Origin of the sequence: Erythrobacter tepidarius, assembly GCF_002155695.1 — a bacterium.
Lineage (GTDB): Bacteria > Pseudomonadota > Alphaproteobacteria > Sphingomonadales > Sphingomonadaceae > Erythrobacter > Erythrobacter tepidarius.
Map to the genome: position 1 here is coordinate 69,524 of NZ_MUYJ01000010.1, position 11,342 is coordinate 80,865.

General features: G+C 68.3%; 16 protein-coding genes. 15 read left to right on the forward strand and 1 reads right to left on the reverse strand.

Going from position 1 to position 11,342, the window contains the following annotated elements; genetic code table 11:
• Genes BZF61_RS11020 through BZF61_RS11035 form a run of 4 tightly spaced genes read left to right on the forward strand, consistent with a single transcriptional unit; the run spans nucleotide 1 to nucleotide 5,023 of the window.
• Nucleotides 1–579 (forward strand): phage protein Gp27 family protein, encoded by a 579-nt coding sequence (locus BZF61_RS11020; RefSeq protein ID WP_158094096.1) that lies wholly within the window; start codon nucleotides 1–3, stop codon nucleotides 577–579.
• Nucleotides 579–2,012 (forward strand): phage terminase large subunit family protein, encoded by a 1,434-nt coding sequence (locus tag BZF61_RS11025; RefSeq protein WP_086619254.1) that lies wholly within the window; start codon nucleotides 579–581, stop codon nucleotides 2,010–2,012. Before BZF61_RS11020 ends, BZF61_RS11025 begins: the two co-directional genes overlap by 1 nt.
• Nucleotides 2,009–4,237 carry a phage portal protein gene (locus BZF61_RS11030; protein WP_086619256.1) on the forward strand — a complete coding sequence of 743 codons (2,229 nt, stop codon included), beginning with the start codon at nucleotides 2,009–2,011 and terminating at the stop codon, nucleotides 4,235–4,237. Before BZF61_RS11025 ends, BZF61_RS11030 begins: the two co-directional genes overlap by 4 nt.
• Before the next feature lie 57 nt (nucleotides 4,238–4,294).
• A complete protein-coding gene (locus BZF61_RS11035; RefSeq protein WP_086619258.1) occupies nucleotides 4,295–5,023 on the forward strand; it encodes an HK97 family phage prohead protease in 729 nt (242 codons plus the stop codon).
• Between the two features lie 111 nt (nucleotides 5,024–5,134).
• Here BZF61_RS11035 and BZF61_RS11040 read toward each other — a convergent pair whose 3' ends face one another.
• A complete protein-coding gene (locus BZF61_RS11040) occupies nucleotides 5,135–5,497 on the reverse strand; it encodes a thermonuclease family protein (protein ID WP_086619260.1) in 363 nt (120 codons plus the stop codon).
• 191 nt (nucleotides 5,498–5,688) lie between these two features.
• Here BZF61_RS11040 and BZF61_RS11045 point away from each other — a divergent pair, with 191 nt between their 5' ends.
• The 11 genes from BZF61_RS11045 to BZF61_RS11095 all read left to right on the forward strand — a co-directional run bounded on the left by BZF61_RS11045 (nucleotide 5,689) and on the right by BZF61_RS11095 (nucleotide 11,292).
• Nucleotides 5,689–7,002, forward strand: a complete 1,314-nt coding sequence (locus BZF61_RS11045) for a phage major capsid protein (protein ID WP_086619262.1) — start codon at nucleotides 5,689–5,691, stop codon at nucleotides 7,000–7,002.
• A gap of 140 nt (nucleotides 7,003–7,142) precedes the next feature.
• Nucleotides 7,143–7,400, forward strand: coding sequence for a hypothetical protein (locus BZF61_RS11050; protein ID WP_086619263.1), 258 nt, complete (start codon nucleotides 7,143–7,145; stop codon nucleotides 7,398–7,400).
• 41 nt (nucleotides 7,401–7,441) lie between these two features.
• On the forward strand, nucleotides 7,442–7,681 hold the full coding sequence (locus BZF61_RS11055; protein WP_143737020.1) for a hypothetical protein: 240 nt from the start codon (nucleotides 7,442–7,444) through the stop codon (nucleotides 7,679–7,681).
• Nucleotides 7,682–7,685: 4 nt separating this feature from the next.
• Nucleotides 7,686–7,955: a hypothetical protein gene (locus BZF61_RS11060; protein WP_086619266.1), complete on the forward strand. Its 270-nt coding sequence runs from the start codon at nucleotides 7,686–7,688 to the stop codon at nucleotides 7,953–7,955.
• On the forward strand, nucleotides 7,955–8,521 hold the full coding sequence (locus BZF61_RS11065; protein WP_086619268.1) for a hypothetical protein: 567 nt from the start codon (nucleotides 7,955–7,957) through the stop codon (nucleotides 8,519–8,521). The genes BZF61_RS11060 and BZF61_RS11065 overlap by 1 nt, the downstream gene beginning before the upstream one ends.
• A gap of 142 nt (nucleotides 8,522–8,663) precedes the next feature.
• Nucleotides 8,664–9,011: a hypothetical protein gene (locus tag BZF61_RS11070; protein WP_086619270.1), complete on the forward strand. Its 348-nt coding sequence runs from the start codon at nucleotides 8,664–8,666 to the stop codon at nucleotides 9,009–9,011.
• A gap of 46 nt (nucleotides 9,012–9,057) precedes the next feature.
• Nucleotides 9,058–9,504, forward strand: a complete 447-nt coding sequence (locus tag BZF61_RS11075; RefSeq protein WP_086619271.1) for a phage virion morphogenesis protein — start codon at nucleotides 9,058–9,060, stop codon at nucleotides 9,502–9,504.
• Nucleotides 9,497–9,928: a DUF3168 domain-containing protein gene (locus BZF61_RS11080; protein ID WP_086619273.1), complete on the forward strand. Its 432-nt coding sequence runs from the start codon at nucleotides 9,497–9,499 to the stop codon at nucleotides 9,926–9,928. Before BZF61_RS11075 ends, BZF61_RS11080 begins: the two co-directional genes overlap by 8 nt.
• Before the next feature lie 6 nt (nucleotides 9,929–9,934).
• The gene (locus BZF61_RS11085; RefSeq protein WP_086619274.1) at nucleotides 9,935–10,537 is read left to right on the forward strand and encodes a hypothetical protein; all 603 of its coding nucleotides are present in this window, start codon (nucleotides 9,935–9,937) and stop codon (nucleotides 10,535–10,537) included.
• A 15-nt stretch (nucleotides 10,538–10,552) separates the two neighbouring features.
• Nucleotides 10,553–11,017: a hypothetical protein gene (locus BZF61_RS11090; RefSeq protein WP_086619276.1), complete on the forward strand. Its 465-nt coding sequence runs from the start codon at nucleotides 10,553–10,555 to the stop codon at nucleotides 11,015–11,017.
• A gap of 8 nt (nucleotides 11,018–11,025) precedes the next feature.
• A complete protein-coding gene (locus BZF61_RS11095; RefSeq protein WP_143737022.1) occupies nucleotides 11,026–11,292 on the forward strand; it encodes a hypothetical protein in 267 nt (88 codons plus the stop codon).
• The last annotated feature ends 50 nt before the right edge of the window (nucleotides 11,293–11,342 follow it).

Here is an 11,342-nt window from a genome sequence, read left to right on the forward strand (position 1 = left end):
ATGGCGCGCAAGCCCAACCGCCGCGAGGGCCGCGGGCACCTGTCTTCGATCGACATGCTGCCCGACGAGGCCGAGGCCGCGATCGTCTGGGCCAATGACTGCCTGCGCGAACGCAAGCTGCCGACCGCGGTGATCCACGCCGAGTTCAACGAGAAGCTGGCCGATCTCGGCCTCGGCCCGATCAGCAAGAGCGCCTTCGGCCGCTATGCCGTGCGCAAGGCGATCCAGTTCCGCCGCCTCGACGAGATCCAGCGGATCGGCGGGGAACTGGCCCGCACGATGGAGGCCAAGGCCCCGGATGAAGTCACCGTTGCCGTGGCCGAGCTGGTGAAGGTCGCTGCCTTCGAGATCCTCGAAGAAGGCGAGGTCTCGACCGCTGGCCTGATGCAGATCAGCCGCGCGCTGCAATCCGCGGTCGCTGCCCAGAAGACCAGCGCCGAATACCGCGAGCGGCTGGAGAAGGAAGTCCAGGCGCGGCTCGCCGAGGCGGCGAAGGAAGCGGGCGAGATCGGCAAGAAGAAGGGCGTCTCCCCCGAGGCGCTGGCCGCGATCAACCGCGCACTGATGGGGCAGGGCTGATGGGCGCCCAGGGAAAAGGACGGGCCAAGCGCATCCCGGCTGCGCCCGAGGCGATCTTCCTGCCCTACCAGGCGCGGTGGATCGCGGACACCTCGCAGCTCAAGCTGATCGAGAAGAGCCGTCAGATCGGCCTCAGCTGGGCGACTGCCTACGCCACCGTCTCGCGCACCGCGCTGGTGACCGCGCGGTTCGACCAGTGGATCAGCTCGCGCGACGATATCCAGGCGCAGCTCTTCCTCGAAGACTGCAAGTTCTGGGCGGGCAACCTCTCGCTTGCCGCCGAAGACCTCGGCGAGATCGTGCTCGATCCGCGCGACCGACAGACATCCTACACCCTGCGCTTCGCCAACGGGAAGCGGATCAACTCGATGAGCTCCAATCCCAACGCGCAGGCCGGCAAGCGCGGCGGGCGGGTGCTGGACGAGTTCGCGCTGCACCCCGATCCGCGCAAGCTCTGGGCGATCGCCTATCCGGGGATCACCTGGGGCGGGTCGATGGAGGTGATCAGCACCCACCGCGGCAGCGCCAACTTCTTCAACCAGCTGGTCCGCGAGATCAAGGAACAGGGCAATCCCAAGGGGATTTCCTTGCACACCGTCACCCTGCAGGACGCGCTCGATCAGGGCTTCCTCTACAAGCTCCAGCAGTCGCTGCCCGACAGCGACGAGCGCCAGGCGATGGACGAGGCCGCCTATTTCGACTTCGTCCGCAAGGGCGCGGCCGACGAGGAGAGCTTCCAGCAGGAATACATGTGCCGCCCGGCCGATGATGACGCGGCCTTCCTCGAGTACGACCTGATCGCCCGCAGCGAATATCCCGAGGGCACCGACTGGCGGCAGATCGAGGGCGGCACGCTGTTCGCCGGGATCGATATCGGCCGCAAGAAGGACCTCACCGTCATCTGGGTGGTCGAGAAGCTGGGCGACGTCTTCTACACCCGCCACATCGAAGCCCTGCAGAACATGACCAAGCCGGAGCAGGAGAAGGTGATCTGGCCGTGGATCGGCCGGGTGCTGGAAAGCGGCGGCCGGGTGGCGATCGACAACACCGGCCTCGGCATCGGCTGGGTGGACGATGCCCAGGCGAAGTTCGGCAAGTACCGGGTCGAGGGCGTCAACTTCACTGCGCAGACGAAGGAGGCGCTGGCCTATCCGGTGCGCGGCATGATGGAAGACCGGCGCCTGCGGATCCCGCACGACGGCCGGATCCGCGCCGACCTGCGCAGCGTCACCAAGCAGGTGACCGGCAGCGGCAACGTCCGCTTCACCGCCGAACGCACCCCCGACGGCCACGCCGACCGCTTCTGGGCGCTGGCGCTGGCGATCCACGCCGGCAGCGACGGCAAATCCCCGCCCTGGCGACCGCTGGCAGGCATCACGCCGCAGGGCAGCAGCTCCGTCCTCGACCTCGACGCAAACTGGATCCCGGCATGAAACCACCCGCAAGTACCTCGGGCACCGGCAATGGCGGCAACTTCCTGACCAAGGCGCTCGCCCGCGTCGCCAGCTCGCTGACCACGATGCGCCACGCGGCGCAGTCGCTGTTCTTCGGCGGGCTGCTGCGCCGCACCCGGTTCGATTACGCCCGCGAAGTCGGCGACATGCTCGACGCGAGCGTGGTGATGGCCCCGGTGATGTGGCTCCAGCGGGCGTTGCCCGAGGCGCGCCTGGCGATGCGCGCGCGGCTGGATGGCGGCAAGCTGGAGCCGGTCGAGGAGCATCCGCTGCTCGAGCTGATCCGCAACCCCAATCCCCACTATGGCGACATCGCGCTGTGGAACGGGGTGATCGCGGATTTCTGCATCTGGGGCGATGCCTATCTGGTCAAGGTCCGCGATCTTTCGGGCACCGTGCGCGAGCTGTGGTACGTGCCCCAGTTCATGATGGAGCCCAAGGCAGGCCTGGACGGGAGCGCGTTCCTCTCGCACTACGAATATCGCCCCGGCACCGGCTACGGGACGATCTCCCTCGATCCGGCTGACGTCGTCCACTTCCGCAACGGCCTCAACCCGCGCGATCTGCGGCGAGGTTACGCTCCGATGCGCAGCGTGATCCGCGAGATCTTCGCTGACATGGAGAGCTCCAACTTCGTCGCCAGCCTGCTGCGGAACATGGGCGTGCCCGGCGTGGTGATCAGCCCGAAGGCCGGTTCGATCCCGAGTGCGGAGGATGTCGAGGCGACCAAGACGTGGTTCCAGCAGACCTTCAGCGGCGATGGCCGGGGCGGCACGCTGGTGATGGGCGCGCCGACCGACGTCCAGCCCTACGGCTTCAACCCGCAGCAGATGAACCTGTCAGAGGCGCGCGATGTGGCCGAGGAGCGGGTCTGCGCGGCGCTCGGCATCCCGGCCGCAGTTGTCGGCTTCGGCGCTGGTTTGCAGGCCACGAAGGTCGGCGCGACGATGGAGGAGATGCGCAAGCTTGCCTGGTACAACGGCGTGCTGCCGCTGGGCCGCGCGCTGGCGGATGAGCTGCAGCGCAGCCTGCTGCCCGACTTCGAGAAGCCCCGGCGCGGCGCGGGGCGCCTCGAGCTGTTCTGGGACACCGACGCGGTGCTCGCCCTGCAGGAGGATGAAAACAAGCAGATCGAGCGCAAGCTGAAGGAGTTCGAGGCGGGCGCGATCACGCTCTACGACTATCTGGTCGAGACCGGCCGCGATGCGGACGAGAGCCACAAGTACTACCTGCGCCCGATCGCCAAGCTCGAGGTGCCGCTCGCGCAGGCAGAAAAGGCGTCTTTGCGGCCTACTGCTCCGCTGCTTGCGGCCGATCTCGCCCGACCGATCACGCAGGCCGAGCTGCGCGCTGCGGCCCAGCGCAAGGCGCTCGCCGCAGCGCAGGCCAAGACCCTGCCCGAGGACTGGTTGCCGGCCGACGCGCGCGACGCGGACGAGGCGACGATCAAGCGCAGCCAGCGGATCGCCCTGCGCCTGTTCCGCGAAGCGCGCGCCCACGCGGAGGCCTTCACCGCCGCGCTGCTGCCGCTGTTCGGCGAATGGGGCGACGCCGCCGCGCGCGTGGCCGAGCAGGTTCTGGGCGCGCGGGGCTGGGAGCCGAAGTCGAAGGCCTTCACCAAGAACGATGACCTGATCCAGCAGATCATCGATCTGCTCAACCTCGAAGCCTGGCAGGAGGGGCTCTCCTCGCGCTACCAGGCGCAGTATCTGGCGATCGCCCGCAAGACTGCCGAAGTGCTCGAGGAGGCGGGTTTCGGCACCGGCCTGCCCGATCCGGTGCTGCGCGAGATTGTCGCCGCGGGGGGCCGGCGCGCCGGGCTGATCGATCTGCCTGGCCAGACCCGCGACGCGATCTTCGCCGCGCTGGCCGAAGGGCTGGAGGAAGGCGATGGGATCCGCGCGCTCGCCAACCGCATCGCCAACCAGGTGGAAGGCGGGATCTGGAACAGCCCCGAAACCCGCGCCCGGGTGATCGCCCGCACCGAGACCCAATTCGCGCAGAATGTCTCGACGCTGGAGATGGGGCGCGCGGGCGGGGTGGGCGAATATGTCGTCTCCGACGGCATATTCGGCGAACCGCGATCCGAGCTCAGCCACATCGCCCGCAGCGGCAAGATCGTCTCGGCCGAGGCCGCGCGGTTGATGACCGACACCATGCGCCCGAACTGCACGCTGTCCTTCGTGCCGAACTTTACCCTCTGACGGGCCTACCGCTTTGCTACTTGAGGCCCGCCAGAGATTGTCTTCAGGAGACCTTCGATGCTCACCAAGAACCTGACCGTCACCGAGATGGGCGAGACCGGCAAGGGCCTTGCCATCATCGCCCGCCTGTCCGAGGTCGACCATGACGGCGACACCTACGCGCCCGGCGCTTTCGCCTGGAAGGACGGTGGCGAACAGTGGTGCCCGCTGATCCATCACCACGATCGCTACCAGATGCCTTTCGGCAAGGCGCGGGTCTACGAGGAGGGCGACGTCGCCTATGCCGCGCTCCACCTCAATCTGGAGACGCAGGCCGGACGCGACTGGCACAAGGCGCTGCTGTTCGATCTGCGCACCGGCAAGTCGGTGCAGGAGTATTCCTACGGCTTTGAGGTGGTGGAATCCGACTTCACGCAGCGTGGCGAGACGCGGGTGCGGGTGCTCAAGCGGCTCGATGTGCACGAGGTGTCGACCGTGATCCGCGGCGCGGGCCGGGGTACCGGGACGCTCAGCATGAAGGCGCTGAAGGAAGCCGGCTTCGCGCCGCTGATCGCTGGCCTGGGCGCGCTGGCCGAAGCCCTGGGCAGCGATCCGGCCAGCCTGTCGGCGACCGGGCGCAAACAGCTGGAGGCAATCCACACCGCGCTGGGCAAGGCGTTATCGTCGCCTGCCGCTTCGCTGCTCGAGGCGGCAGGCGACGATGCCCAGGGCAAGGCGATCGATGCGATCCGCAACCAGATCGCCCATCACGAGACCCGGGCGGCCCGGATCCGGCTGGGTTTCTGACACCCGCCGCTGGAGCCGCCAGAACGCCACGCAACCGCTTGCAGGCACTCTGGGAGCCAAAAGGCCCTCGGATGGCTTCTTATGGCCTCTGAAATCGCGCTGAAAGGGTTTTCAGAGGCACCAGTCCTTGCGGCCTGGCCAGCGGGTAGCGTGGCCTTCGCGCAAAAGCTGCTCGCCGATGCTTGTGCCGCTGCTGGTGATCTGCGCCAGCGTCCTGCCGAAACGATCGGTGCCGGTGCGGCGGATCACCAGCTTGTGGCCGTCGAGCAGCGCGACCAGACGATCGCGCGCGGCACGTGCTCGGCGGCGCTCGGCCGCGCACCGGCCAGTCAGTTCGGGGGCGTCGATCTCGGCGATGCGGAGCTTTTCGCCATGCCACCACAGCGTGTCGCCATCGACGACACAGTGCCAGCGCCGGGCCGGTGGTGGCGGGCAGACCGCGATCGCGCTGGCAGCGATGAGGGCGAGGAGCATTCCTGCATCCTAGCAGCGCGCAGCGCATTTGCCGAATCGCGTTTTTGGGTTAGGCAGAGCGCATCCCCAAATCGCCGCAATCGCGCTGCGTCGGAACGCGTTCCGGGGCGCACGAGACGCGGTTGTGATCGCATTGCGTCTCCACCGGTTTTCGTCGGGCTGATCGGCCCGGCTCCAGTGGAGAAAACGCAATGTCCGATATCAAGAACCTCAGCCGCAGGGAAGCGGAGGAGAAGCTCCAGGCCCGTCAGGCCGATCTCGCCAAGGTGTTCGAGGCGGCCAAGACTGACGATGGCCAGTACGACTACAGCAAGGCGATCGGCGTGGTGTCCGGCGCGAAGGATGCGATCGCCGTCGCCGAGCACGTCAAGGCGCTCAACGCCGAGGCCGACGCGATTGCCACGCACCTTGAAACTTTCCTCGAGGCCGACAAGGCGGCCGCCGCGCTCGAAGGCCGGACGAAGGGCCTGCGCGGCTTTGTCCATCCCGGCCAGGGCGGCCAGCCGGCCAACCGCAACCAGTTCAAGTCGATCGGCGAGCAGCTGGTCAACGCGCCCGAGTTCAAGAGCTGGTACGAAGCGCGCACCCCGGAGGGCGCGACCGTCCGCTTCGGCGAGATGCTGCCCTCGGAGTTCCTCGCCAAGGCGGCCGCCTTCGAGACGATGGGCAGCAAGGCGTTGCTGGCGACCACTGCCGGCTTCGCGCCGGAAAGCATCCGCCTGCCGGGATTCGTCGAAGCGGTGACCCGGCCGATCCAGCTGCTCGACATCCTGCCGATGGGCAATGTCAGCCAGGCGGCGGTGCCTTACATGGAGGAAACCACCCGCACCCACGCCGCGGCTGAAACGGCGGAAGGCGCAGCCTTCGCCGAGAGCACCTTCGTCTTCACCCAGCGCTCGGTCAGCGTGGTCAAGATCACCGACAGCCTGCCGGTGACCGACGAGCAGCTCGAGGACGTCGCGCTGATCGAGAGCTATGCGAACTCGCGCCTGGCATTCGGCGTGCGCCAGCGGCTCGATCAGCAGGCCATGACCGGCAATGGCACCGCGCCCAACATGCGCGGCATCCTCAACACCGCCGGCATCCAGACGCTGGCCCGCGGTTCCGATCCGCAGATGGATGCGCTCTACAAGGCGATGGTCCGGATCCGCACGATCGGCCGCGCCATGCCGACGCACCATGTGATCCACCCGCTCGACTGGCAGGACATCCGCCTGACCCGCACGGCGGACGGCATCTACATCTTCGGCTCGCCGATGGAATCGGGGCCGGAGCGTTTGTGGGGTCTGCCGGTGGTGCAGAACGAGGCGATCGCCGAGAACACCGCGCTGGTCGGCAGCTTCGAGCCGAGCTGGATCACGCTGTTCGAGCGCCGCGGCATCGACATCCAGGTGGGCTATTCCGGCACGCAGTTCACGCAGGGGATCCGCACCATGCGTGCCGACATGCGCGCCGCGCTGGTGGTGTTCCGGCCGGCAGCGTTCCACACGGTCACCGGCATGTAGGGCTCTCTCGCGGCCGGGCCGATCCCGCCCGGTCGCATCCCTCCGGGGCCGGTTGGAGCGTCCCCCCAGCACCGGCCCCGGCTTTCCCGGCGGCTTTTTGTCCCATCGAGCCGCCCGGCAAGCCCCATCAGGAGAAACCGATGTCCGTCACCCAGTCAGGCTTCCCGCGCACTGTCGCCACCGCCGTCGTTCCCGGTGGGCCGATCGGCAACATCGCCGTCCCCGGCATCCGGGCAGGTGATCAGCTGCTGAGCGTCGTCTCGGTCACCAGCGCGCTGGTCCGCACCGATCGCTTCGCCAACGCCTCGATCCCGGCGGGCAGCGAAGGACGCATCGCGATGGCCACCGTCGACACCACCGGCGCGTGGCTCGTCATCACCTGGCTCAAGGCCCAGTGATTTCCTTCAACCTGATTTCTTTCAACCAGGAGAACCCGATCATGTCCCAGAACCAGATCTGCGCCGAGCGCCTCTATCTCACCGCCGACAAGAGCGCGCTGGTGGGTGAAGGCGATGCCCGCGCTGCCACGCTCTACGCTGTGCCTGGCGACGAGATCCCCGCGAGCGCGGCCGCGCAGTTCGGCCTGGTGGACGGCAAGCTCGCAGGCAAGGCCGCAGCCAAGCCCAAGAAGGCAGCCGAGACCAAGCCTGCTGCCGGCGAGACCGAAACCAAGGCCTGATCCGATGACCACCCGCGTCCGCGTCATCACCGAGGCTGCCCCGGCGATCGTGCTCTCCTATCCCCGCGATAGCGATCCGGTGTTCGGGGCGGAGCTGAGCGAAGTCGCGCAGCTCCCGCCCTATTTCGCGCAGGAGTTCCTTCTGGACGCCGGCTGCGATCTGCTGGTCGCCGAGCTGACGGGCACCGCCTCGCCCGCGGGTGAGGCCGTGGAAACGGGTGGCGAGGCTTCGCCGATCGTCGCCGGCCCGATCCCGACCGAGGAGGCGGCCTGATGGCTTTGCTCGATCGCGTCAAGCTGCGGGTCCCCACCGATCTGCCCGACAGCGAGCTGCTGGCGATGATCGATGCCATCACCGCCGAGCTAGATGCGCGCTTCGGCGTGGCGGGCGCGCTGACGGTCGAGCTGGGCGATCCGCTGGCGCCCGCCGACCGGCTCAAGACCACCCTGCGCCTCCTGCGTCCGGCCGACACGGCGCAGCCGATCGCCATCACCGAGATCGATCCCGGCGACACCGGCCTCGCCAGCCACGAGACCGAGCTGGCTGCCGCCGATTTCCGGGTGCTGCACGGCGGGCGGACGCTCCAGCGGCTGATCGGCGGACCGAACCCCCGCGCGCACTGGGCCCCGCTGGTCCGCGTTGCCTACACGCCGGTTGGGGTGGCGGCAGCGCGCGACGAGGTGACGATCAAGCTGATCGCGCTCGATCTGTCCTATCGCGGCGCGCTGCGCAGCGAGCGGGCGGGCGATTACCAGGTGACGCTGAGCGGCGACATGGCCGCCGATCGCGAGGCGATCCTGCAGACGCTGGAAGACCGGCGCGGGATGGTGATGGCGTGATTGGTTTTGCGCCATCAGACGCCGGGCGGAGGCCCGCCGCCCGCCTTGGCTTCCTGCGCGCAGGGCGCTCCTGGGGCGGGTTCGCGCTCGCGGCGCTCGCTGTGATCGTGGTCGAGCTGCTGCTCGACCTGCGGAGGCTGCCATGATCGCCGGTCGCCTGATCCACCGCGCCCGGGTGGAGCGCAACACCGCCACCGGCACCGACAGCTGGGGCGGGCCGGTCGAGCCGGTCTTCACCGTGCTGCACAATGCGCTGCCCTGCTTCGTCTATTCGAACAGCAGCCGCGAGCTGGTCGACGGAGCCAAGACCGCGATGATCGAGGATCTGCGGATCATGATCGCACTGGGTGCCGATCTGGCCGAGGGCGACGAGATCGCCGCGGTCAGCGACCGCCTCGGCCGGACCATCATCCCCGGCCGCCTCAAGGTCGAGGGGCCGGTGCAGTTCAAGCACAACCACCGCGAAGCCGCGCTGCAGAGGATCGGATGATGGCGTTTCCCGTCGCTCCTGCCGCTTCGCCACCTGAGGTGCAGCCATGACCTCGCAGTCTCTCCGCTGGGAAGGCGATGCGCTCACCGCCCGGATGCGCCAGGCGCAGATCCTCGGCGTCAACAAGACGATGCAGGATGCCGTCCTGCACGCGCGCGCCAACCACACCTGGCAGAACGATCAGGGGCGGCTCGAGAACTCGATCAACATTGCCGAGCTGGCGCGGCCCGATGGCACGGGCGTCGTGGGCACCTGGGGATCGAAGGGCGTGCGCTATGCCCTGATCCACGAGCTGGGCGGAGTGATCGTGCCGGTGCGGGCCAAGGCGCTGAAGATCCCGATGCCCGACGGCAGCTTCCGCTTCGTCAAGAGCGTCACGATCCCGGCGCGCCCCTACCTGCGCCCGGCCGCCGATGCGGTCTATCCGCAGCTGGCGGGCAACATCCGCAAGGCCTTCGAAGGCGCGTCTCAGGGAGGTCTTGGCGATGCCTGAGGCAGCCGATATCGAGGCCGGGCTGGTCGCCTTCCTCAAGGCCGATCTCGCCACCAGCACGGCGACCGCCGGGCGGATCTTCGGCGGCGAGCTGCCCGAGGCCGAAGCCGCAGCGATGCCGCGGGCTGCGATCGTGCTGCGCGCGTCGGGCGGGGTTTCCCTGACCGGGGAGAGTTACCTCGAACACGACACGCAGCGGGTCGATGTCTTTGCATTCGCCGCCACCCCGCGCGCGGCCGCCGGTGTGATGCGCGCCGCCGCGCGCGCCCTGCGGTCCTTGCGCCGCTCGGTCCACGCCGGGTGCCTCATACACTGGGCCAATTCCGCCAGCAGCGCGATCGCGGGCCGCGAGCCGGTGACCGAGTGGCCCCGCCAGTTCCAATCGTTCCAGGTCATGCACGGCCTGGTCGCCATCGAGGAGTAAACAAGCATGACCCCTTTTGAAATCATCGGTGCGCCGCTGACCCTCTGGGTCGCCCCGGTTGGCACCGCCTTTCCGACCATCACCGCTGCCCCGTCTTCACCCTGGGTGAAGATCGGCACGAATGGCGATCGCAACTATGAGAACGGCGGCGTCACCGTGACCCACGCCAAGAGCTATGACAAGGTGCGCACCGCCGGTGCGGCGGGGCCGGTCAAGGCATTCCTCAGCGAGGAAGACCTGATGTTCGGCGTGACGCTGCTCGATCTGACGCTCGAGCAGTACCAGCTTGCGCTCAACGGCAACACGATCACCACCGTGGCCCCGGCTGCCGGCCAGCCCGGCACCAAGAAGATCGGGCTTAGCGAAGACGTCGGCCGGACCAAGGAATACGCCCTGCTCGCGCGCGGGCTTTCGCCCTATAATGAAGCGCTGGCGATGCAGTATTGCGTGCCCCGCTGCTACCAGTCGGGTGCGCCGGCCCTGGTGTTCCGCAAGGGCGGGACGGGCGCTGGCCTTCAGCTCAGGTTCGAGGCGCTGGAGGATCTCAACGCCACCAACGCCCAGGAGCGCTTCGGCTACATCCTCGCCGCCCACCTGCCGGCGCTCTGATCGGAGAAGGCGGGCATGGCCGAGGCAACCAGGGGCGCGCTGCTCGATCTCGACACGCTCATCGAGCGGCCGTTCATCACCATCGATGGCGAGCGGGTCGAGATCCTCCACCCGGATGAGCTCAGCGTGATCGAAAGCCACCGTTTCGGTGTGTGGGGGCGGCGGATCGAGGAGCTGGCGCAGCAGACCGGCGAGGAGGCGGAAAAGGAGCTCGACGCGCTCGTCGCCACGGTTGCCCGCAAGATCTGCGTCGGCGCGTCAGACGCGCTGTTCGCCAGGCTGCCCGGAACCCAGCGATGGGCCATCATCGACCTTTTTACCGCGCTCCGGCTGCGATCGACGCTGAAGGTGGCCGGAGCGATGGAAGCAGCACGGGGCGAGCTGCCGGCGTGGATTGGGGCGAGCTCATCCCCCGGCTCCAGCGGTTCTACGGCGGACGGCCGCAGGACTGGCTGGAGGCGGTTCCTGCCGGGCTGGTGAGGGCCTTCGTGCGGATGATGCCCCGGATCGATGCGGCCGAGACGCTCGCTGCGGTGAACCGGGCCGCGCTGGGCAACAATCGCGGTTTCGCCAGCGAGCTGGATCACCAGCGCGCCATGGACGCGATCAGGGCGGCGGCTTCCGGCGAAGCCGCACCCGCTCCGGCCAAGGCCGATCCGGCCGATCTGGCGGCGATGGGCATCGGCATCGCCAATTCGGAGGAGCTACCGGCAATCACCGATCTGGACGCGTGGCTGGGAGGAACCGATGGCTGAGCGGCGTCCCTTGATGGCGGTCCTACCGCTTCGCTGCTTGAGGACGCGCC